The organism is Parafrankia irregularis (genome assembly GCF_001536285.1).
In the GTDB taxonomy this organism is placed as follows: domain Bacteria; phylum Actinomycetota; class Actinomycetes; order Frankiales; family Frankiaceae; genus Parafrankia; species Parafrankia irregularis.
Genome location: NZ_FAOZ01000026.1, coordinates 65,988 through 87,990, shown reverse-complemented (window position 1 = coordinate 87,990; position 22,003 = coordinate 65,988). Strand labels below are relative to the sequence as shown.

The window sequence follows — 22,003 nt, the reverse complement described above, 5'->3', positions numbered from 1 at the left end:
AGATGTCAGTCAGCCGTGTGATCGAGGAGCTGGGCCACCTCATCGATGGCGAGATCGTTCGCGGCGGCGAGCTCTTCCCCGTCGAGAACCCGGGCACCGGTGAGATCGGCGCGCGGTGCCCGGCGGCGTCCGCCGAGCAGCTCGACGCCGCCTGCAGGGCCGCCGCCGCGGCGCAGCCGGCGTGGGCTCAGGTCGGCGAGGCAGAACGCCGCGAGGTGATCCGTGCGATGGGCGCGGCGCTGACCGAGAACGTCGACGTCCTGAACGAGCTGGCGGAGATCGAGAAGGGCGTTCCGTTCGGCCCCGGCGGCCTGCCGGTCGCGACCGGTGAGGTCTTCCTCGCCCACGTCTTCGCCGAGGAGATCGCGAACACGCCGCTTCCGGTCGACCTCGTCGAGGACTCGGACGCCCGGCGGGTTGAGGTCGTACGCGTGCCGGTCGGTGTGGTCGCGGCCATCTCCGCGTGGAACGGGCCGATCTTCCTCGCCGCGCAGAAGGCCTTCCACGCGCTGCTGGTCGGGAACACCGTCGTGGCCAAGCCGTCACCTTTCACCCCGTTGACCAGCCTGTACATGGGCACCGTCTGGAAGGACATCGTTCCGCCCGGCGTCGTCAACATCGTCGCGGGCGGAAACGACATCGGCGCCGCCCTCGTGTCGCACCCCGCGGTCCGGTTGGTGTCGTTCACCGGCGGCGTCGCCGGCGGGCGGGCCGTCGCCGTGGCCGCGGCGGGCGCGCTGAAGAACGTGGTCCTGGAGCTCGGCGGAAACGACGCGGCGATCGTCCTGCCGGACGTCGATGTGTCAGCGGTGGCCAGGCGTGTGTACGACGCGGCGTTCACGATCGCGGGGCAGGCCTGCCTCGCGATCAAGCGGTTGTTCGTCCATGAGTCGATCTTCGATGCGATGGTCGCCGAGCTGGCCGCACACGCCTCCAGGGAGGTCGCCGCGACGGCCCGGGAGGGTGGCACGTTCCCGCCGATCACCACCCGGGCCCAGTTCGACCGGGTGCGGCTTCTCGTGGAGGACGCGCTGGCACAGGGCGCCGTCGCCGTGACGGGCGGGCGGCCGGTGGGCGGCCGGGGCAACTTCTACCCACCGACCGTTCTCACCGACGTCATGCCGTCAATGTCGGTCGTCGCCGAGGAGCAGTTCGGTCCGGTGCTCCCCGTCATCCGGTACGTCGAGCTCGACGACGCCGTGGCGGCGGCCAACGGCACGGAGTACGGCCTGTGCGGGTCCGTCTGGTCGGCTGATGTGGAGAAGGCGTCGGCCGTCGCCGCGCGGCTGGTGGCCGGGACGGTCTACGTCAACAGCCACGGTGACGTCTCGCCCAGCGCCCCGTTCGGTGGCTGCCGGGCGTCAGGTGTGGGGAGGGAATGCGGCCGGCCCGGCATCGACGCCTACGCGGAGCTGCAGACGCGGGTCGTTCACAAGACCTGAACGACAGTCCGGCTCGTCGGCGGAACGCGAAGGGAGGGGCTCCAGTGCCGTCAGGTCCGAACCCGGCTGTAGGCGGCGATCACGGCGTCGATGACCGGGTCGATGTCGTCCTCCCGGACCGGTGCGTCGGAGATGAGGCGCTGGCAGAGGAACGGCGAGGTCAGGAGCTGGGCGAACATCCGGACATCAACGTCGGCGGGCAGTTCGCCTCGGTCGGTGGCCAGCAGGATCACCCGGCGGAAGGCGTCGAAGGCCTTGTTCATGCTCTCCTGTCGCAGCGCCGCCAGCTCCGGATCGCGGGCGGCGGCCTCCAGGAAGGCGGGGTAGGCACGCCCGTGGTCCGGCTGGTTGTAGGCGTGCACAAGCTCCTGGAGCAGGACCCGGAGATCTCCGCGCAGCGATCCGGTGTCGGGCTGGAGCGCCGGTCGCTCCCCGTAGGTGAAGGCGGCCTGGATGAGGCGGGCACGGGAGGGCCAGCGGCGGTAGATCGTGGGTTTGCTGACCCCGGCGGTGGTCGCGACCTCGTCGACGTTGAACCCGGCGACGCCGTGCTTCGCGATGAGCTCGACGGTGATGCGAAGGATCGTCTCTTCCGAGGCGCGGGGACGCGGCGGCATCAGAGGCGTCCAATCGATCGTCGTCCAGACCTGGGCCCGGCCAAGTGTAGTGCCGTTTCGACCCGGGCACGCGTGGCTGCCGCCGGGGCGCCCGCGGGTGCCGGTCGGCACCTGAGGAATTCGGGTGACAGCCGCCCGGAAAAGAAAACAGGACGTAGCAACGCAGTATGGGGGCACGGATGCGGTCAGGCAGCAGGAGTTCGAGATCAGTGGGATTAGCCGCGGGAGCGGTGGTTCTCCTGGCCGTCGCGGCCAGTTGTTCCGCCACTCCCGAATCGGAGAAGGGGGCGACGGCGTGTGGCGGCCCCGGGGTAGGCGTCGAGCAGGTGAAGCTCGGTCTGGTTCTTTTTGACTCGGGTGCCGCCAGCGCCGCGCTCGCCTCGGCTCGTGCCGGGGTCGATGCGAGGATCGGCCTGGCGAACGCCGCGGGCGGGATCCACGGCCGGAAGGTCGTCTACGAATGGCGTGATGACGCGGGAGACGTCTCGCGGAACGCCGTCGTGGGGGAGCAGCTCGTCGGGCGTGAGGGCGTTTTCGGAGTCCTTATGATGACCGGTGCCTATGCCGGCTCGCGCGACACCATGCTGGCGCACAACATTCCCGTCACCGGTCTCCAGCTGTGGGAATGGGCCGAGGACCAGAACGTGTTCTCGGAGCGGTTCCAGGCCTCCCCGCTGCCCATAGGCCGTTACATCCAGGCCGGCGGCGGCCACAAGGTCGGCATCCTGACCACCGGTTCCGCGGAGGCGACGCTGGCCGCCGGGCGCGTCTACAAGGACGCTCTCACCTCGATCGGGCTCGCCGCCACCGAACCCATCTCCTTCGTGCGCAGCGTCGACAGCCCGGCACAGCTGGCCCAGCGGCTCGCCAATGCTGGCGTCGACTCGCTGCTCGGCCTCACGGCACCCCAGGATCTCGCCGACATCGTGCAGGCGGCACGCGCGGTGGCGCTGCCCCTGACCTCGACGGTCTCGCTCACCGGATATGACCACGGCCTGCTCCCCGGCCTGGGCGCGAAGCTTGCCGGAGTGTCGTTCCCGGTTTACACGATGCCCTTCGAGGCCGGTGGTGCCGCACTCGACACCTACCGCGGCGCGATGGGCCGTTTCGCGCCCGAGGTCGCCGACCCGGATCAGCAGTTCGCCCTGCAGGCCTACATCGAGACCGATCTGTTCCTGAGAGGTCTGGAGGCCGCCGGTGGCTGCCCCACCCGGGAGGGCTTCATCGGCGCCCTGCGGAGGGTGTCCGACTACGACGCCGGCGGACTGATCGAACCGGTCGATCTGGGCACCACCGCCACCGTTCCCCTCGGTTGCTACGCCTTCGTGCAGATCACCGGGACGGGCGACGCGTTCCGGATCGTCCGCCCGCGGGTCTGCGCCGACAGCGCGAGCAGCTGAACAGCGCAACGTTGATCCCCCACCACGGTGAACCGCGCGAGGTGTCGCCGCGGTGGAGGATTCAGCGCGCCGAGACGATGGCGCCGCGACCTGCGGGGCTACTTCAGCAGCGGGTCGCGGGGGAGACCGAGGATGCGCTCGGCGATCTGGTTGCGGGTGATCTCGGACGTCCCGCCGGCGAGCGTCCGGTGCCGCCAGGCGAGCGCGGTACGGCCCGCGGCCGCGCCGAGACCGTCGTCGGTGAACGCGGCGTCGGGGCCGGCGAGATCCAGGTAGAGGGCGGCGGAGGAGCTGCCGTGCTCGGCGAGGACGAGCTTGGTGATGTTCCCCTCGGGCCCGGGCTCGGCGCCCGCCACGGCCCGCAGGGCGCGGCGGAGGTCGAGCAGCGCCACCGCGTGCTCCTGGGCGAGATGGCGGCCGAAGCGCTCGGGCGCCCCCGGCACGCGCTCGGCGTGCCGCCGGTAGAGATCGAAGATGTCGTCGACGAGGTACGCCCCGGCGGTGCCGCCGCCGATGCTGACCCGCTCGTTGCCCAGCGTCGCCCGCGCCACCCTCCAGCCCTGGTTCGGCACCCCGACGACGTCGGTGTCCGGGACGAAGACGTCCGTGAGGAACACCTCGTTGAACTCGGCGGAGCCGGTGACCTGGCGCAGCGGCCGCACCTCGACGCCGGGACGGTGCATGTCAATGATCATCATTGTGATACCGGCGTGCTTCGGCGCCTCGGGATCCGTGCGGACGGTCGCCAGGCCGCGCCGGCAGTCCAGGGCGAGGCTGGTCCACACCTTCTGGCCGTTCACCCGCCAGCCGCCCTCGACCCGCTCGCCCCTGGTGCGGATGCCGGCGGCGTCCGAGCCCGCGTCGGGCTCGCTGAACAGCTGGCACCAGACCTCCTCCTTGGCCAGCGCCCGGTGGACGTAACGGTCGATCTGATCCTGCGTGCCGAGCTGCACCAGGGTCTGGATCACCCAGCCGGTGATCGCGTAGAACGGGCGCCGCACCCCGGCGCGCGAGAACTCCTGGTCGATGACGAGCTGAAGCCCGGCCGGGGCGGCCAGGCCCCACGGGCGCGGCCAGTGCGGCATGACGTAGCCGGTCTCGATGAGACGTGTGCGCTGCTCGGCCTCGGATCGCGCGGCGAGCTCGTCCGCCATTGCACGGATCTCGGCGCGCCGGGCCTCCACCTCCGGTGGCAGCTCCAGGGTGGCCTGGCGCTCCACCCCGGCGAGACCCAGTTCGGTCACGTCGGCGGCACGACGACCATGTCGTCGCCCACCGCCAGCACGAACAGTGTCGCCGCCCCGCCGCCCAGCACGACACCGCCGTCGCCGAAGAGCCGCCCGTCGGTCAGGGTCAGGTCACCGAGCAGGCCGAACGCGGCGACGGTGTCACCGTTCGCGAGTCCCGGCAGCAGCCGGCCCCGCAGCCGCGGCCCGCCGCACGCGTCGACGATCGCCGATGCGGCGACGGTGGGCACGAACGGCCCCGGCGCGAGTGCCCGGCCGAGCTCCTCGACGACGACCACCAGCTCGGGCAGCCCGGCCCCGCCACCGCCGTACTCGGTGGGCAGGTGCAGGCCGAGCAGGCCGAGATCGGCGAACTCCTTCCAGAAGTCCGGGAGGGCCTCGTGCGGGGCCTCCAGGAGCGCGCGGCCGGCGGCTCGGGCGTTCCTCGACGCCAGCAGCGCCCGGGTGGTTCTGGCCAGCTCCTGATGTTCGTCCCCGATGGCGATCGCCATGGCGTCGTCCTTCCCGGTCTGGCCGAGCGATGATGAGGATGCCGTGCCGGCCGGGTGCTCCCAGGCTCGGCCGCCCGCACTCGTGGCCATGGCCGGTCGCGGCATCGGCGGCGACCGTCTTCGGCTTTGTTCCCGCAAACTATCTATATTTTTTCGTCGAAAGTCAACTGTCTTCGGCTTGTCGGTCGAAAAACCTGATCTCGCTGTCGACCAGAGGATTCGCCGCGTCGCCAACGTCGGGCGGGATGTGGATCGGGTAGTGCCGCCTGCTCGGCCAAGCGCTGGCGCTGGCGCGAAGTGCTTATTAATATATAGATGTATTGGTTGGCCCGCGTGGCGCGGGCTGAGGGCCGAGCCTGATGGCTGACCGGCAAAGCATGAGGAGATCGTGTCGTGAGCGAGAGCTTCATCGAGTACGAGGCAGCGGAGCGGATCGCGACGATCACGCTCAACCGGCCGCAGGCGGCGAACGCGCAGACTCTTGAGCTGCTTGACCAGCTCGACGAGGCATGGCGGCGCGCGGCCGAGGATCCGGACGTTCGGGTCATCGTACTGCGCGCCAACGGGAGGCACTTCTCCGCCGGGCACGACATCAAGGGCGTCGGCGGCGGCGGCGGGAACGGCCAGCGGCCGGCGCTGACCCTCGGCGGGATCTACGCCACGGAGGCGAAGCGGTTCCTCGAGTACTCGCTGCGCTGGCGCAACGTGCCGAAGCCGTCGATCGCCGCGGTGCAGGGCGTCTGCATCTCCGGCGGCCTGCTGCTGTGCTGGCCGTGCGATCTGATCATCGCGGCCGACAACGCGAAGTTCTCGGACCCGGTGGTGAACATGGGGATCGGTGGCGTGGAGTACCACGGCCACACCTGGGAGTGGGGCGCCCGCAGGGCGAAGGAGATGCTGTTCACCGGCCGGGCGATGGACGCCTACGAGGCCGAGCGGGTCGGGATGGTCAACCGGGTCGTGCCGCTCGACGAGCTGCGCCCGGCGACCCAGGAGCTGGCCGCGCAGATCGCCCAGATGCACCCGTTCGCGCTGCGACAGGCCAAGCGTGCCGTCAACCAGACGCTGGACGTGCAGGGTTTCTACGCGGCGGTGCAGTCCGTGTTCGACATCCACCAGACCGGTCACGGACATGCCCTCAGCGAGTCGGGCCTGCCGATTCTCATGCTGCTGGACGACATGAAGTCCCAGATCGGCAGGTAGCCGGTCGCCATGTTCCCCGTCATGTGTTCCGGAATCGTGTGGAAGTGGAAGTGGAGCATCCGATGAGTGTCGAGACGGTGTCACCGATCAGCTACGACCCGTTCGACGTCGAGATCGACCGGACTGTGCACGACACGTGGCGGCGGATGCGCGAGGAGCAGCCGGTCTACTGGAACGAGCGGTTCGGCTTCTTCGCGCTGAGCCGTTTCCAGGACGTCTGGGACGCCTATCACGACACGGCCACGTTCAGCTCCTCGCACGGCGTCCAGCTGGAGACCCTGGACGCGCCGACCAGCTTCCCGTCGGTCATCTTCATGGACCCGCCCGAGCACGACGTCATGCGCAAGCTGGTCAGCCGGGCCTTCACGCCTCGGCGGATCAACGACCTGCGGTCGCACATCGAGGAGCTGGTGGCGCGGTACCTCGACCCGCTGGTCGGGTCGTCCGGGTTCGACTACATCGAGCAGTTCGGCGCGCTGCTGCCGCCGATGGTCATCGGCCACATGCTGGGCATCCCCGAGAGCGAGCGGGACATGGTCCGCCGCTGGTTCGACGAGATGCTGCACCGTGAGGAGGGGCAGACCGAGCCGTCGAACCCCACCTCGGCGAACGCCGGGCTCCAGGTGCACGGCTACGCGACCCAGCTGATCAACGAGCGCCGGCAGCGCCCCGGCGAGGACATGGTCAGCACCCTCGTCACCGCCGAGATCGAGGAGAACGGAGTCTCGCGCCGGCTCACCGATCACGAGGTCGCGCTGTTCGTCGTGCTGCTGGCCGGTGCCGGGGTGGAGACGGTCGCCCGGCTGCTGAGCTGGACGGCGGTGACCCTGGCCCGCAACCCGCGGCAGCGCCAGCTGCTGGTCGACGACCCCTCCCTCATCCCCGGAGCGATCGAGGAGGTCCTGCGCTACGAGGCGCCGTCCCCGGTCAACGGGCGCTGGACCCTGCGCGACTTCTCCGCGCACGGCGTCGACATCCCCGCCGGCTCCAAGGTGCTGCTGCTCAACGGAAGCGCCAACCGGGACCCGCGCGAGTTCACCGACCCCGACACGTTCGACGTCCGCCGTGCCATCGGGCGGCACATCACGTTCGGGTTCGGCGCGCACTTCTGCCTGGGCGCGGCGCTGGCCCGGATGGAGGGGCAGGTGGCGCTCGCCGGCACCCTCGCCCGGTTCCCACACTGGGAGATCGACGAGGAGCGACTCGTCGCGGTCCAGACCAGCACGGTCCGCGGCTACTCCTCGGTCCCGATTCACCTGGACGCCCGCTCCGGCGCCTGAGCGCGCTGACGTCGCCGCGTCCCCGGACGGACCGCGAGGCCGGGACGCACGGACACGAAGGGCCGGTCGGTGAGGTGGCAGCCTCACCGACCGGCCCTTCGTGCTGCTCCGGGAAGCCCGGGGCACAGGCTCAGCGGGCGCGCCAGACGGGCTCGCGCTTCTCGACGAAGGCCCGCGGACCCTCCAGTGAGTCCTCGGTGCGCTTGACCCGCTCCCGGAACGACTCGGCGAGCAGCTCGCCCTCGTGCAGTGGCAGGTCGAGGCTCTTGTGGATCGCCAGCCGGGTGCCCCGAACCGCCAGTGGCGCGTTGCGGTTGACGATCGCGGCGACCTCGCGTGCCCGCGCCAGCAGATCGTCGTGCGGCACAACCTCGGTGACGAGGCCCAGGTCGTAGGCCCGCCGGGCGCCCAGGCGCTCATGGCGCCCGGTCAGCGCGATCCGCAGTGCGACCGTGCGCGGCAGCACCCGGGCGAGGCGTACGCACTCCCGGCCGGAGACCACCCCGATGCTGACGTGCGGGTCGAAGAACTCGGCCCGCTCGGACGCGATGACGATGTCGGTGGTGGTGACCAGGTCGAGCCCGGCGCCGCAGCAGATCCCGTTGACGGCCGCGATGATGGGCTTGGCCATCGTGCGGAACGGCGGCGTCGCCTCCTGTGGTGCCTCCCACTGGTCGTAGGTTGACAGGTAGGGCGTGTCGGCCAGGTTGCCGCCGTCGGTGGGGATCTCCGTGACGTCGGCGCCGGTGCAGAACGCCCGCCCGCTGCCGGTGATCAGGACGAGCCACACGTCCTCGTCGGCCTCGGCCGCGTCGTAGGCGACGGCGAGCTCGCGCATCATCGCCTTGTTGATGGCGTTGAGCTGCCGGGGCCGGTTCAGTGTGATGGTCGCGACCCGGTCGGCCACTTCATAGGTGATCGTCTCGAATTCCATTCCTGCGCCTTTCTGCGTCGCGGTCAGGAATCACCCAGGACCGGACCGGGCTGGAAACGGACCGGCAGATGCCGGGGGCCGCTGATGAAGTTCGACTCCAGCCAGGTGACGGTGCCCGCCGGCTCGATGTCGGGCATTCGGACGAGAATCTCGCGCATCAGCGCGATGATCTCCACGCGGGCGAGGTGTGAGCCGAGGCAGAAATGGGGCCCGCCGCCGCCGAAGGCGATGTGTTCGTTGGGGGAGCGGGTGATGTCGAACCGCTGCGGGTCGATGAACACCCGCTCGTCGCGGTTCGCCGCGCCGTAGTAGATGACGACCTTGTCGCCGGCACGGATCCGCTGCCCCCGCAGCTCGGTGTCCCGGGTGGCCGTCCGCCGCATGTAGACGACGGGGCTCACCCAGCGCAGCAGTTCCTCGACCGCGAGGGGAAGCCGGTCGTCGAGGTTCTCCTGGAGCCGGCGGCGTTCGTCGGGGTGCTCGAACAGGGTCTGCACGCCGCCGCCGACGAGCTGGCGGGTGGTGTCACCGCCGGCGTCGATGAGCAGCATGAAGAACAGGTTGAAGTCCATCTCGTCGAGTCGGTGCCCGTCGACCTCGGCGGCCAGCAGATGGCTCGCGAGGTCGTCGCCGGGTTCGGCGCGCTTGCGCGCCTGCAGCTCGCTCGCGTAGGTGAACATCCTGAGCCCGGCCTCCAGCTGGGTGCCCTCCGGCACTGTCTCGGGGGCCGCGTGGACAGCCTCGGTGAGCCGGTAGAGCTCCCGGCCGTCCTCCAGCGGGATGCCGAGCAGGTCGGCGATGACGTAGGAGGGCATCTTCCCCGCGACGTCCTCGACGAGATCGCATTCCCCGCGCTCGATGACGTCGTCGACGATGCGCCGGGCGAGCGCCTCCGTGCGGTCCCGCAGCGACCGGGCCGAGCGGGGGACGAAGAAGGGGCTGACCAGCTTGCGGTACTTGCTGTGCCGCGGCGGGTCCATCATCAGCATCATCTGGTGGTCGCCCAGGCTGCCGCCGTCGTCCACGTCGGGGATCTGCACGGAGGGCGTGGACGAGAAGGTGGCGGGGTCACGGCCCACGCTCCTGACATCCTCATAGCGGGTGACCGCCCAGAAGCCCGGGCCGTCCGGCTCCGCGTGCCGGTGCACCGGGTCGTTCTCCCGCAGCCAGGTGAACTGCTCGTGCGGCTGGCCGTCAGCGAAGGACGCGGCGTCGAGCAGGTCGATCTTCGGCGCGGTCGTGGCGCTCCCCGTCGTCATGGGTCTCCAACCAGGTGAGGTGTGCGGTTCTCAGGCAGGTCATCGGGTGTCATGCAGATGGGCGTCGAGCAGCCGGGCCTTCAGCGCGCGCAGATCGAGCTTGCCGCTCGACATCATCGGCACCTGCTCGTCGAGCAACATCATGATCATCTTCGGGACCTTGTAGGCCGACAGCCGCGAGCGCAGCCCCGCCCGAAGCTCGCCAGGGTCCGGATGCGGCTGGCCGGCGGTAACCCGCACGGCCGCGGCGACGAGCTGGCCGCGCTGGGCGTCCTCGATGCCGACCACATGCGCGACCAGCCCGGTCAGCTCGCGGATCGCCGCCTCCACCTCCCGCGGGGAGACGTTCGCGCCGGCGGTCTTGATCATCTCGCCGCGGCGGCCCCGGAAGTAGAAGAAGCCGTCGGCGTCGACGGAGAACAGATCACCGGTGTGGAACCATCCGTCCGCGTCGAACACCTCGTGGCGCTCGCGGCCGTAGTAGCCCTCCATCAGGTTGGCCGATCGCAACCAGAGCTCGCCCGGCTCGCCGACCGGGCTGTCCGCGCCGCTGTCGGGCTGGACGACCCGGGCCTCGAAGCCCGGTGCCGGCCGGCCGAACGAGCCGCGCCGGTGCGGCGGCTGGTCGGACTCGTCGTCGCTGAGCAGGGCGACGCTGCCGGCCTCGGTCATGCCGAGCATGTTGTGGCGAAGCTCCGGGTCCGCCGGCCGGATCGCGGCGGGCAGGATCGGCCACAGGTTGCCGCGGCGGATCGAGCTCAGGTCACGGTCGGGGAAGGACGGGTCCTTCGCCAGGTGCGCGACGGAGGCGGCGAAGCCGCTGACCATCGTGGGCCGCGTCCGTTCCAGCAGGTCCAGGACGTCGCCGGCGCGCTGGGCGTTGGAGCAGACCAGCGTCGCTCCCGAGACCAGGGTGGCGAGCAGGACGTAGGCGAACCCGCCGATCCAGAAGAACGGCGAGTTCGAGAAGTAGATCTCCTCGTCGTGGTAGCGGCGCAGCGTGTTGAGGTTCGCCACATGGCGGATGAGCTGGCCCTGCCGGTGGATCACCCCCTTGGGGTCGCTGGTCGACCCGGAGGTGTGGATGATCACCATCCGGTCGGCCGCGCTGACAGCGTTCTCGGCCGCCCGCAGCACCTCGTCGCTGATGTGCGCGCCGGCGTCGACGAGCTCCGCCAGCGACCAGCCCGGTGGTGTCGCGCCGTCCGGCCCGTCGAACGCCACCCGCCGCAGGGCCGGCGTCGCCGCGGCGAACAGCGGCGGCCGCGCGGCGAAATCCAGCCCCGGCACGGCCTCGGGCAGGTCGCGGACGAAGTCGCGGGACCGGTAGGAGGTGGCGGCCAGCAGCATCTCGACGTCCGCGTTGCGCAGCAGCGTCCGCAGCTCGGCCGCGGTGGAGAAAGTGCTGAACGGCAGGCTCACGGCACCGATCCGGGCGGCCGCCAGCCAGGCCACCACCAGCCCCGGCCCGTTCGGGTACAGGATCCCGACGTGCGTGCCCTTGCCGGCGCCGGCCGCGAGCAGGCCCTTGGCCAGCCGCGCGGACAGCCGCTCGGCCTGTGCGTAGGTCAGCGTCTCGTCGTCACAGATGAGGAACGTGTGGTCGCCCCGGCGGGCGGCCCGCTCCGCGAGCAGCTCCGGCACCGTGCACGGCACCGGGGCCGGAGCCGCGCCCGATGTCGTCGCAGGCACTGCGGTCGTCGCGGTCGCCGCAGCCGTCGCGGTCGCCGGTGCCGTCGCGGTCGCGGTCGTCGGTGTCGTCATGACGCACTCCGTCGGCCGTCTGCCTTCGAAAGGTGGGAGCCGTCGCCGGCCACGGCCCCCACCTTCGCGGTGCACAGGACCTCACCGGCGCCGGAGAGCAGCCGCGCGTCGGAGGTGCTGCGCCGCCCGACCACGAGCCGGTCGACCTCGAACCGCAGCGGTGTGAGCAGCGGGGTGGGCCGCAGGTACTCCACCATGACGAAGGTCGTCCGTCCGGCCGCCCCACAGGCGCAGCTGTGCTGCTGGACCACCGCGTCGAAGAACTGCGCGAGCAACCCGCCGTGGACGAGCCCCGGCGGGCCCTCGAACACCACCGGGAAGGTGACCATCCCGGTGGCGTGGTCGCCGTCGGCCCGCAGGTCGTACTCGGGAAAGCAGGGGTTGAAGGCGCCGATGTCGGCGGAGTGGTCGAGGTACACCCGGCCGTCGGCCGGCGGCGGCTCGCCCACCCGGGGCGCGAGGTTGCCCGGGACCAGCTCGAGGAGGCTCTTCTCCGCGGCGCGCAGTGCGTCCAGCAGCTCGTCGACGGCCGGCTGCGGCTCCTCGAGCGCGAGGGCCAGCCCGGTGACCCGGCGCAGCAGCGGTGCCAGCTCGAACGTCTGGGGCAGCGGCCGCACGGAGCCTCGCAGCGATGCGCTCACTGAAGTTCTCCGTCCTGTTCAGAGAGCCCGGTGCAGGGTCTGGATGTCGGTGTACGAGGCCAGCCCCCACGGGCCGTTCTCGACCCCGACGCCGCTCCACTTGACGCCGCCGAACGGCGCGAACGGCAGCAGGCCGCCGTGGCTGTTGATCCACGCGGAGCCGCATTCCATCCGCTCGGCGGTGGTCGCGGCGCGCTCCGGGTCGGCCGACCAGACGGAGCCGCCAAGGCCGTACATCGACCCGTTGACGCGGGCCATCACCTCGTCGAGGTCGGTGTACGGGACGACCGGGAGCACGGGCCCGAACTGCTCCTCGTCGACGACCGGCATGCCGTCGGTGACGTCGCGCAGCACGGTCGGCGCCACGAAGTAGCCCGGTCCGTCGAGAGCGCCCCCACCGGCGACGGCGACGGCGCCCCGGCCGAGTGAGTCCTCGATCAGGTCCAGCACCCGCCGGTACTGCGGCGCGTTGCTCACCGGCCCGAGCTGCGTCTGCTCCAGCATCGGGTCGCCGACCACGGCCCGTTTCGCGCGATCCGCGAGCGCCTCCACGACGTCGGCGTGCAGCCGAGCCGGGACGTAGACCCGCTTGATCGAGACGCACACCTGCCCGGAGTTCTGGAAGGCGGAGGCGAAGACCCCGTCGGCGACCTTGTCGACGTCGATGTCGTCGAGCAGGATCGCCGGGTCGTTCCCACCGAGTTCCAGCGTCACCCGCTTGAGGTCGGCCGCGGCGCTGAGGGCGACCTTCCGGCCGGTGGCCACCGACCCGGTGAAGGAGATCTTGCGGGGGACGGGGTGCGTCGACATCCACGCTCCCAGCTCGTCGCCACCGCTGACGACGTTGAGCACGCCCGGGGGCAGCGCCCCGGCCAGCACCTCGCCCATCGCGAGCGTGGACAGCGGCGTGAACGGGGACGGCTTGAGCACCACCGTGTTGCCGGCGCGCAACGCGGGCGCCAGCTTCCACGAGGCGAGGATGAGCGGGTAGTTCCACGGCGCGATCGCGGCGACCACGCCCATCGGGCGCCGGACCACCTCGATGACCTTCGTCGCGTCCGAGTAGATGGTCTCGCGCGGCAGGTCCAGACCGGCGAAGTACCCGATCCAGTGCGCGACCCCGTGGACCTCCTCGACCGCCCGCGCGAGCGGCTTGCCGTTCTCCGACGTCAGGATCGTCCCGATCCGCGTCGCGGCGGCCGTCAGCGCGGCGGCGGCCTCCCGCAGCGCCTGGCGCCGGGCGTCCTCGTCTGCGGCCCAGGACGGGAAGGCCCGCTGGGCCGCGGCCATGGCGTCGTCGAGGTCCGCCCGGGTGCAGTTGGGGGCCTGGCCAGCCAGGCCGCCCGTTGCCGGGTTGACGACGTCCAGCGTGGTCGGGGTCGACCGGCGCTCGCCGCCGATCAGCAGGGCGAAGTCCGTCATCGGGAACCTCGGAGGAGACCCCGGCCTTTAGGCAGGGGAGGTGTCCGGCCTTCCGCGGAGCGGGGCAGGGGGCGGCGGTTCGCTGTCAGGCGTACCGCCGCTGGAGAGCCCGGCGCACCGGGTGGCTGGTCTCGCTGTTCGGTGGGCGACGGTGGTTTGTCGTGGTCTCGGAGAGGCGGGTGTGCGGGTCGCTCTGAGGTCACAGAGAGACCTGCTTCGCGGTCCCGCCGCCAACCTATGATCATTTCATCTCCAGGTTCCGGTTGTATCCCGACGCGGCGCAGGTCGAAGCCCTGCTCGCGCAGTGCGGCCATGCCCGCTATGTGTGGAACCTCGGCCACGAGCAGCGTGCGGCCTACCGGCCCGGGCGTGGGCCGACGCCCGGCTACCACGAGCAGGCCCGGCAGCTGACCGAGGCGCGGGCGGAGCATGCGTGGTTGGCGGCGGGTTCGCAGATCGTGCAGCAGCAGGCGTTGCGTGATCTGGATCAGGCGTGGCGGAACTTCTTCAACGGCACCCACCGCAGGCCGGGGTTTCGCCGGCAGGGGGTGCATGAGGGGTTCCGGATCGTGGGCCCGGCCGCGTCGCGGGTCCGCCAGGACAACGGGAGGTGGGCGTCGGTGCTGGTCCCGAAGGTCGGCTGGGTGCGGTTCCGCCGAAGCCGGCCGGTGCCGGCCGCGAAGTCGTATCGGGTGCGGAGGGACCGGGCGGGCCGCTGGCATATCGCCTTCGCCGCCATACCCGATCCGATCGGCCCGCCCGGCACCGGCAGTGTTGTCGGGGTGGACCGTGGGGTGGCGGTGTCTGCCGCGCTGTCGACCGGGGAACTGCTTTTCTGCCCGGGTCTGCGGCCAGGCGAGGTGAAACGGCTGCGCTGGTTGCAGCGCAGGGCCGCCAGGGCACGGCGGGGCAGCAACCGGCGTGGCCGGATCAAGGGACAGATCGCCCGGTTGAAGGCCCGGGAGGCGGATCGGCGCAGGGACTGGGTGGAGAAGACCTCCACCGGTCTCGCCCGCCGGTACGACGTGATCCGGGTCGAGGAGTTGAACATCCGGGGTATGACCCGTTCCGCCCGGGGCACGGTCGCCGCCCCTGGGCGGAACGTGGCGGGGAAGGCCGGGTTGAACCGGGGCATCCTCGCCCATGGCTGGGGGCTGCTGGTCCGACGGTTGGAGCAGAAGGCTCCGGGCCGGGTGGAGAGGGTCCCGGCCGCGTACACGAGTCAGCGGTGCTCGGCCTGCGGGCATACGGCGCCCGGGAACCGCGAGAGCCAAGCGGTGTTCCGGTGCGTCGCCTGCGGGCACACGGCGCACGCTGATGTGAACGCGGCGGTGAACATCGCGGCCGGGCGGGCCGTGACCGCGCGGGGAGGCATGGCGCTGGCCGTGCCCGCGAACCGCGAACCTCAACAACACGAACTCCTGTTCGGGTAGTTGGAATCCCCCTCGTCCACGAGGGGGAGGACGTCAACGGGCGGCCCCCTGGAACAGTGCCGCGAGGTCCAGCGACCCGGTGGCCCTGGCCCCGTGGAAACCGCCGTCGGCCAGGATGTCCTGCCCCTTGACCCATTCCGAGGCCGGGTCGGCGAGGAAGCAGACGACGGCGGCGATGTCCTCGGGGCGGCCGAACCGGCCCACGAGGCCGCCGATCCGGTCGAGCGCCGGGCCCATCGTCGCCCTGAAGTCGGCGAGGGTCGGCGTCTCGACGGCGCCGGGGCTCACGCTGTTCAGCCGTGGGCCGTCCGGGAGCCAGTCCCAGTTCGTGCGGGCCGTCCAGACGGTCATCGCGGCCTTGGCGAAGCTGTACGCGTCGGCCGGTGGGGCGGCCCTGGCGAACCAGGCGAGCCCGTCGCCGATGGTGGTCGTGGCGAGCAGCTCGTTGATCTCGGGCAGCAGCGCCGGCCAGCCGGCGCCGGCCGCGGAGGCCACGTTGACCACCGCGCCGCCGGCGAGCCGCGGCCGCAGCAGCTGCGTCAGGTGGCGGGGGCCGAGGAGGTTCACAGCGAGCACGGTCTGGTCGGGCGCGGTCCCGGGCACCCCGGCGACGTTGCAGAGCACGTCGATCCGCTCGGGCAGTGCCGCGGCCGCGGCAGCGATGGAGGCCTCGTCGACCAGGTCGACCTGGATCGTGTCGGATGCCGAGGCATCCCGGTCCAGGCCGATCACGGTTGCCCCCCTGGCCCGCGCCATGGCCACGGTCGCCGCGCCGATGCCCGAGGCCGAGCCGGTGACGACGACCGTCCGCCCCGCTAATGAGGTGTCCATGCCTGCTCCCAGTCGTGTCGAGACCTGATCCGCCGCACGTCCGTGCAGCTGGCAGCGGCTGACGGGGCGTGCCTTGACGCTAGCGCTCTTCCGGCCCAAGGTAAACGAAACGGTTTCGTAAAGGTCCTGCTGTCTGACGGTGGGGCCGGGAAGTGGGAGGGGCGGGGTGGCTGAGCTTCCGTTCGACGGCGTGCGCGTCGTCGAGTTATCGCAGTGGGTGCTCGCCCCGGTCGCGGGTGCGCTCCTGGCGGACTGGGGCGCGGACGTGATCCGCGTCGAGCGGCCCGGCGGTGACCCCTACCGAGGGCTGCTCACCCAGGGGATCGGCGCGGACAGCGCCGGCGGGGTGAACCTGTCGGACGCGCTCGCCAACCGCGGCAAGCGCTCCATCACCCTCGACCTGCGCACCGAACGGGGGATGGCGATCCTCCACCAGCTGCTGGGGCGGGCAGAGGTGTTGATCACCAACATGCGCCAGCCCGCGCTGGAGCGACTGAAGCTCGACGCCGACGAGCTGACGCGCCGCTACCCCGGCCTCGTCTACGCGCGGGGCCTCGGGTACGGCGCGCGCGGACCGGAGGCGGGCCAGGCAGGCTACGACGCCTCGGCGTTCTGGGCCCGCGGCGGTCTCGCGCACATCCTCACCCAGCCGCAGAGCGCTTCCCAGCCGCAGAGAGCTGCCCAGTCCCAGCACCCCACCCCGTCGCCGAGCCCGGAGCCGATTCCGCAGCGGGGTGCCATGGGCGACCGCAGCGCCGCCATGGCGCTCGCGTTCGGCATCGCGGCCGCGCTGGTGAAGCGGGGCCGGACGGGCCAGGGTTCGGTCGTCGACGTCTCGCTGCTCGCCACCGCGATGTGGACGCTCTCCTCCGACCTGCTCAGCGCGCTGCAGGGCGTCATCCCCGGCCCGCGGCCGCGCCGGGTGAACCCCGTCTTCGGTGCCTACCGGACCGGCGACGGCCGCTTCATCCAGCTCGTCTTCCTGGAGTCCGACCGTTACTGGGCCGACTTCTGCCGGGTGCTCGGCCGCGAGGACCTTGTCGACGATCCCCGCTTCCGTGACCTGTTCGCACGCCGCGCCAACGCCGACGCCTGCGCGGAGATCCTCGAGGGTGAGTTCTCCCGGCGCACCTTCGCCGAGTGCCGGGAGCTGCTCGGCTCCATCGACGTGCCCTGGGCGCCGGTGCAGGCCGTGGAGGAGCTGCTCGACGACCCCCAGGTCATCGCCAACGACTACATCGGGGAGGTGGCCGTCGAGGGCGGTCCCACCTACCGGATCCCCAACGTGCCGGTCCAGTTCGACGGACGCCCGGCCCAGCTGCGGCGGGCACCGGAGAACGGCGAGCACACCGAGCAGATCCTGTTGGAACTCGGCTACACCTGGGAACAGATCATCGAGCTCAAGGACGCCGGAGCGGCGCCTTGACCGCACCCGACGGCTCCGTGGGCTCCGTGGGACGCGCCGCCCGCCCGGTGCCGGTGCCGGACGACGTCTCGGCGCCCTACTGGGCGGCGGCGGCCAGGCACGTCCTGGCCGTCGCCCGCTGCTCCCGCTGCGACGCCTACGCCATCCCACCGGACGTGGTGTGCCCGCACTGCCACAGCACCGCGCCGGACTTCGTGTTCCAGCAGGTCAGTGGCCGCGGCGAGATCCGCTCCTGGACGGTGATGCGCCAGTCCTTCCTCCCCGGCTTCGCCGCCGACATCCCGTTCGTCCTCGTCGACGTGGAGCTCGTCGAGCAGGCCGGGCTGCGAATGATCGGCCGGCTCCTCGACGGCCCCGGGGCCGCACCGAGCTTCGGAGCCCCGGTGCGGGTGGCGTTCGAGGATCTTCCGCACGCCGCGGCGGTGCCCGCCTTCGTCCTGGACGCGCGCGCGTGAGCGGGCGGCTGCGGGCAGGCAACCAGGTGGCCGTCGTCGGCTACGCGCACAGCGCCCTCGCGCGGCACGCGGCCCGCCCCCTGGGCACACTCGCCGTCGACACCGCGCGGGCGGCCATCGCCGACGCCGGTCTGACCGTGGCGCAGATCGACGGCTTCGTGACCGGCGCCCGCTTCCCGACCGTCGGCGACCATCCGGCCACCGACGGCGTGACCATGGTGTCGTCGGCGTGGCTCGCCGCCCGCCTCGGCGCGCGGCCGCGCCATGTCGCCGGCTTCCAGGGGACCGGCCAGCTGCCGGGCTCGGTGGCCCTCGCCGTCAACGCGATCGCCGCGGGCGCGGCCGACCACGTGCTGGTGCACCGGGCGCTGCACAATCCGGCCGGCGCCTACCACGCCAGCGACGCGCACGAGGCGAGCGGGGCGCGGCAGTGGACGATGCCGCAGGGCTTCTTCGGGCCGGTGGCGACCATCGCGCTCGCCTACAACGAGTACCTGCAGAAATATGGCGCGTCGCGGGAGTCGATGGCCGCGGTGGTGGTGGAGGCCCGCAAGAACGGGGCCCGCATCCCGTGGTCCTACTGGCACGGGAAGCCGCTCACGGCAGGGGACTACCTGGCCGCACCGATGATCAATGACCCGATCCGCAGGCTGGACTGCGACCTGCCGGTCGACGGTGTCGCCGCGTTCGTCCTCACCTCGGCCAGGCGGGCCGCCGACCTCCCGCATCGCCCGGTCTACATCGCCGGCTGTGCGGGCGCCGGCCCGACGCGGCCCGGGCTCGCGCTGCACTGGCCGTTGGACGACATCCGCACCGTGGGCGCCGAAACCGGGCGGCGGCTGTGGGAGAGCGCGGGAATCGGCCCGGCGGACGTGGACCTGCCCCAGCTCTACGACGGGTTCTCGCCGTTCGTGTACTTCTGGCTGGAGGCACTGGGATTCTGCCCCGAGGGGGAGGCCCACCGTTTCGTGCAGGCCGGCGGCATCGACAGTGACAGTCCGAAAGGACTGCCGGTCCTGTCCGGCGGCGGCGCGCTGGGAAACGGGCGGATGCATGGAATACCGCAGATGCTGGAGTGCTATCTGCAGCTTTCCGGGCGGGCCGCGGGCCGGCAACGGGAACAGGCCCGGGTAGGCCTGGCCGCCCATGCCTCGCCGCATCTCGGTGGCGCCGTGGTCTACAGCGCCGAACAGTTCTGAGAAATCTCTCCGACCCCGGAGGCAGTGATATTCCCGGGGTACAGCTGGCGGGCGCCGGAGACGGCCCCACCAAGACCGGAAGGCAGCGCAATGACGGGTGAGCGCAATCTCGACTGGCTTATCTCGGTCGACGACCACGTGCTTGAACCGCCCAACCTGTGGCTGGACCGCATCGCGGCCAAGGACCGGGACCGGGCACCACACCTGGAGCACGACGGCAAGCTCGAGTACTGGGTCTACGACGGCAAGCGGCTGCCCACCACCGGCCTTTCGGCGGTCGCGGGCAAGGCGAAGGAGGAGTTCAGCCCCGAGCCGGTGACCTACGCCGAGATGCGGCCGGGCTGCTACGACGCCAGGTCGCGGCTGGCGGACATGGACCGGGCCGGTGTGCTGGCGTCGATGTGCTTCCCGTCCGTCACCCGGTTCTGCGGCCAGCTCTTCTACGAGGCACAGGACCACGACTTCGCCCTGACCTGCCTGCGCGCCTACAACGACTGGATGCTCGACGACTGGTGCGCCACCGACCGCGGCCGGCTCATCCCGCTGGTCCTCATCCCGCTGTGGGACCCGGCGCTCGCGGCGAAGGAGCTGGCGCGGTGCGCGGCGAAGGGCGCCACGGCGTTCGCGTTCTCGGAGAACCCGGTCCCGCTCGGGCTGCCCAGCATTCACGACCGTGACGGCTACTGGGATCCGGTGATGGCCGCGGCCTCGGAGCTCGGGATGGTCGTGTGCATGCACGTCGGCTCGTCGTCGACCATTCCCAAGATCACCCCGGACGCACCGTTCATGGCCAACCTGACATGGGGGGCGACCCGGACCTCGGGGGCGATGCTCTCGTGGCTTTTCAGTGGCATGTTCAACCGCTATCCGGGGCTGAAGATCGCCCTTTCCGAGGGTGAGATCGGCTGGATGCCCTACTTCCTGGAACGCGCCGAGCAGGTTTTCGACAAGCAGCGGCACTGGGTCAAACGCGGCGTGCAGTTCCACCCCTTCCGGCCCCGCGAGGAGGGCGGAAACACCTCGCGGCACGACTTCGCCGAGGTCGATGTCGACACGATCGATCTGCGGGCCCTTTTCCGCGAGCACATCTACGGCTGCTTCATCGAGGACCGGCACGGAATCGCCAGTATCGACGAGATCGGCGAGGACAACATCATGTGCGAGACCGACTACCCGCATTCCGACTCGACCTGGCCGGACTGCATCGCGGTGGTGAAGGACCAGATCAACCATCTCACGCCGGAGGTCCAGTACAAGATCCTGCGTGGCAACGCGGAGCGCCTGTTCCGCTTCACTCCGGCCGAGCCGCCCGCCCTCGCGCGGTCCTGACCGTACCCAGGAGTTTCTTCCATGACGTCACGAATTCCACTCGTCGACTACCTGGTACTCGACGACGACCCGCATCTGGTCGCCCAGGAGTGCACCGGCTGTAACGCGCGCTATTTCGAGCGCCGCAACGCCTGCGCGTCCTGCGGCCGCCTCGAGTTCCGCATCGTGCCGATTGCCACGACCGGCGAGGTGCGCTCCTTCACCATCGTCTCGCTCGCGCCGTCGGGTGTCCCGGTGCCCTTCGTCGCCGCCGTGGTCGACTGCGACGGGACCAGCGTGCGGGCGAACGTGATCAACACCCCACCCTCTCCCGAGCACGTCAGCCTCGGAATGAAGGTCCGGCTGGCGACCTACGTCGTCGGCACGGACAGCGCCGGCGTGGAAGCGATCGGCTTCGGGTTCGAGCCCCTGGAAGGAGCCCCCGATGGCGTCTGACGATGTCTGGATCCTCGGGATCCACATGACGAAGTTCGGCAAGCAGCCGACCAAGGACACGGTGGACCTGGCGTCCGAGGCCGCGCTCGGCGCGCTCGCCGACGCCGGCGTCACCATGGCGGACATGAACGTCCTGGCGGCCGGCAACCTGACCGCCGGCGGCAAACTCGGCCAGGACCTGCAGAAGCAGATCGGGCAGACGGGCATCCCCGTCTACAACGTGGCGAACGCCTGCGCCACCGGGGCCACCGCGCTGCGCACCGTCATCATGGCGGTGAAGGCGGGGGAGGCCGACTACGGGCTGGCCGTGGGGGCGGAGAAGCTCGCCGGTGCCGGCCTGCTGGGCGCCCGCCCGGCGGCGGACGCCGACACCTGGACCCCGAGCGGCCGCCAGGGCGCGGTCGCCGTCCTCGAGGGCCGGGTCGGCACCGGGACGATGCCCGGGGTGTTCGCCCAGATCGGGATGGAGTACGGGCACAGGTACGGGGGCACCAGCTTCGAACTGTTCGCGCGGATCTCGGAGAAGAACCACGCGCACTCGACGCTGAACCCGCTGGCCGCCTACCAGAAGCGGTTCACTCTTGAGCAGATCATGAGCGATGTCATGATCGCGTACCCGAACACCCGTCCGATGTGCTCGGCGAACTGTGACGGCGCGGCCGCGGCTGTCGTCGTCAGCGGTGCCAAGCTGCGGACACTGTCGCTGGAACAGCGCCGCCGCGCGGTCAAGGTCTCCGCGTCCGTGCTGACCAGCGACCCCTGGCAGGACGCCTGCCAGGTCCTGCCCGACGTCAACACGCTCACCCGGAACGCCGCCGGGCAGGCGTACGAGAAGTCGGGCGTCGGGCCGGACGATCTCAACCTGGTCGAACTGCACGACTGTTTCGCCACGGCCGAGCTCGTCCATTACGACAACCTTGGGCTGTGCGAGGTCGGCGGTGCCGTCGACTTCTTCAACTCCGGTGCGACCTGGCGGGACGGCAGGACCCCGGTGAACGTGTCCGGCGGCCTCGAGTCCAAGGGACACCCGGTCTCCGCGACCGGCATCGCCAACATCTGGGAGGTCGCCACGCACCTTCGCGGTGAGGCGGGTGACCGGCAGATCGAGGGGGCGAGCGTGGGCCTGGCCCATGTGATCGGTCTGGGCTCCGCCTGCGGCGTGCACATTCTCGAAAAGGCCGCGCTCTGACCAGGA

General features: G+C 71.1%; 20 protein-coding genes. 11 read left to right on the top strand and 9 right to left on the bottom strand.

The annotated features are described in order from the left end of the window. Positions 1-2: 2 nt before the first annotated feature. Entirely contained in the window at positions 3-1,442 is a 1,440-nt protein-coding gene (locus tag AWX74_RS28840) for an aldehyde dehydrogenase family protein (protein ID WP_091283259.1), read from the top strand. A gap of 50 nt (positions 1,443-1,492) precedes the next feature. Here AWX74_RS28840 and AWX74_RS28835 read toward each other — a convergent pair whose 3' ends face one another. Then, positions 1,493-2,059 (bottom strand): TetR/AcrR family transcriptional regulator, encoded by a 567-nt coding sequence (locus AWX74_RS28835; RefSeq protein ID WP_091283257.1) that lies wholly within the window; start codon positions 2,057-2,059, stop codon positions 1,493-1,495. 209 nt (positions 2,060-2,268) lie between these two features. On the opposite strand from AWX74_RS28835, the gene AWX74_RS28830 reads away from it, so the two are divergent. Then, on the top strand, positions 2,269-3,459 hold the full coding sequence (locus AWX74_RS28830) for an ABC transporter substrate-binding protein (RefSeq protein ID WP_311983223.1): 1,191 nt from the start codon (positions 2,269-2,271) through the stop codon (positions 3,457-3,459). Positions 3,460-3,557: 98 nt separating this feature from the next. Here the strand turns inward: AWX74_RS28830 and AWX74_RS28825 are convergent, their stop codons facing one another. Both AWX74_RS28825 and AWX74_RS42885 read right to left on the bottom strand, forming a co-directional pair. After that, complete coding sequence (locus tag AWX74_RS28825) at positions 3,558-4,703, bottom strand: acyl-CoA dehydrogenase family protein (protein ID WP_242666465.1); 1,146 nt, start codon at positions 4,701-4,703, stop codon at positions 3,558-3,560. After that, entirely contained in the window at positions 4,700-5,197 is a 498-nt protein-coding gene (locus tag AWX74_RS42885; protein WP_226930762.1) for an acyl-CoA dehydrogenase family protein, read from the bottom strand. Before AWX74_RS42885 ends, AWX74_RS28825 begins: the two co-directional genes overlap by 4 nt. 393 nt (positions 5,198-5,590) lie before the next feature. On the opposite strand from AWX74_RS42885, the gene AWX74_RS28820 reads away from it, so the two are divergent. Both AWX74_RS28820 and AWX74_RS28815 read left to right on the top strand, forming a co-directional pair. Further along, positions 5,591-6,400 carry an enoyl-CoA hydratase gene (locus tag AWX74_RS28820; RefSeq protein ID WP_091283253.1) on the top strand — a complete coding sequence of 270 codons (810 nt, stop codon included), beginning with the start codon at positions 5,591-5,593 and terminating at the stop codon, positions 6,398-6,400. Between the two features lie 62 nt (positions 6,401-6,462). Then, positions 6,463-7,680, top strand: a complete 1,218-nt coding sequence (locus AWX74_RS28815) for a cytochrome P450 (protein WP_091283339.1) — start codon at positions 6,463-6,465, stop codon at positions 7,678-7,680. 130 nt (positions 7,681-7,810) lie between these two features. Here the strand turns inward: AWX74_RS28815 and AWX74_RS28810 are convergent, their stop codons facing one another. From AWX74_RS28810 to AWX74_RS28790, 5 genes are read right to left on the bottom strand one after another with little or no spacing between them, the layout of a single operon-like run. Next, positions 7,811-8,614: an enoyl-CoA hydratase/isomerase family protein gene (locus tag AWX74_RS28810; RefSeq protein ID WP_091283251.1), complete on the bottom strand. Its 804-nt coding sequence runs from the start codon at positions 8,612-8,614 to the stop codon at positions 7,811-7,813. Positions 8,615-8,637: 23 nt separating this feature from the next. Next, the gene (locus AWX74_RS28805; protein ID WP_091283249.1) at positions 8,638-9,873 is read right to left on the bottom strand and encodes a cytochrome P450; all 1,236 of its coding nucleotides are present in this window, start codon (positions 9,871-9,873) and stop codon (positions 8,638-8,640) included. Between the two features lie 39 nt (positions 9,874-9,912). Then, complete coding sequence (locus AWX74_RS28800; RefSeq protein WP_091283247.1) at positions 9,913-11,637, bottom strand: class I adenylate-forming enzyme family protein; 1,725 nt, start codon at positions 11,635-11,637, stop codon at positions 9,913-9,915. Then, on the bottom strand, positions 11,634-12,278 hold the full coding sequence (locus AWX74_RS28795; RefSeq protein WP_091283245.1) for a hotdog family protein: 645 nt from the start codon (positions 12,276-12,278) through the stop codon (positions 11,634-11,636). Before AWX74_RS28795 ends, AWX74_RS28800 begins: the two co-directional genes overlap by 4 nt. Positions 12,279-12,296: 18 nt before the next feature. After that, the gene (locus AWX74_RS28790) at positions 12,297-13,700 is read right to left on the bottom strand and encodes an aldehyde dehydrogenase family protein (protein ID WP_091283242.1); all 1,404 of its coding nucleotides are present in this window, start codon (positions 13,698-13,700) and stop codon (positions 12,297-12,299) included. 248 nt (positions 13,701-13,948) lie between these two features. On the opposite strand from AWX74_RS28790, the gene AWX74_RS28785 reads away from it, so the two are divergent. Beyond that, the gene (locus tag AWX74_RS28785; RefSeq protein WP_091283240.1) at positions 13,949-15,133 is read left to right on the top strand and encodes an RNA-guided endonuclease InsQ/TnpB family protein; all 1,185 of its coding nucleotides are present in this window, start codon (positions 13,949-13,951) and stop codon (positions 15,131-15,133) included. A 33-nt stretch (positions 15,134-15,166) separates the two neighbouring features. Here the strand turns inward: AWX74_RS28785 and AWX74_RS28780 are convergent, their stop codons facing one another. Continuing rightward, positions 15,167-15,964 carry a coniferyl-alcohol dehydrogenase gene (locus AWX74_RS28780; protein WP_091283238.1) on the bottom strand — a complete coding sequence of 266 codons (798 nt, stop codon included), beginning with the start codon at positions 15,962-15,964 and terminating at the stop codon, positions 15,167-15,169. 166 nt (positions 15,965-16,130) lie between these two features. Between AWX74_RS28780 and AWX74_RS28775 the strand changes: the two genes are divergently transcribed. From AWX74_RS28775 to AWX74_RS28750, 6 genes are all read left to right on the top strand, one after another. Continuing rightward, a complete protein-coding gene (locus tag AWX74_RS28775) occupies positions 16,131-17,390 on the top strand; it encodes a CaiB/BaiF CoA transferase family protein (protein WP_091283236.1) in 1,260 nt (419 codons plus the stop codon). After that, positions 17,387-17,845, top strand: coding sequence for a Zn-ribbon domain-containing OB-fold protein (locus tag AWX74_RS28770; RefSeq protein WP_226930764.1), 459 nt, complete (start codon positions 17,387-17,389; stop codon positions 17,843-17,845). Before AWX74_RS28775 ends, AWX74_RS28770 begins: the two co-directional genes overlap by 4 nt. After that, positions 17,842-19,044, top strand: coding sequence for a thiolase family protein (locus AWX74_RS28765; RefSeq protein ID WP_091283234.1), 1,203 nt, complete (start codon positions 17,842-17,844; stop codon positions 19,042-19,044). Before AWX74_RS28770 ends, AWX74_RS28765 begins: the two co-directional genes overlap by 4 nt. 90 nt (positions 19,045-19,134) lie before the next feature. Continuing rightward, complete coding sequence (locus AWX74_RS28760) at positions 19,135-20,373, top strand: amidohydrolase family protein (RefSeq protein WP_091283232.1); 1,239 nt, start codon at positions 19,135-19,137, stop codon at positions 20,371-20,373. A 21-nt stretch (positions 20,374-20,394) separates the two neighbouring features. Then, positions 20,395-20,808 carry a Zn-ribbon domain-containing OB-fold protein gene (locus AWX74_RS28755; protein WP_091283230.1) on the top strand — a complete coding sequence of 138 codons (414 nt, stop codon included), beginning with the start codon at positions 20,395-20,397 and terminating at the stop codon, positions 20,806-20,808. Beyond that, entirely contained in the window at positions 20,798-21,997 is a 1,200-nt protein-coding gene (locus AWX74_RS28750) for a thiolase family protein (RefSeq protein WP_091283228.1), read from the top strand. Before AWX74_RS28755 ends, AWX74_RS28750 begins: the two co-directional genes overlap by 11 nt. Positions 21,998-22,003: the final 6 nt, after the last annotated feature.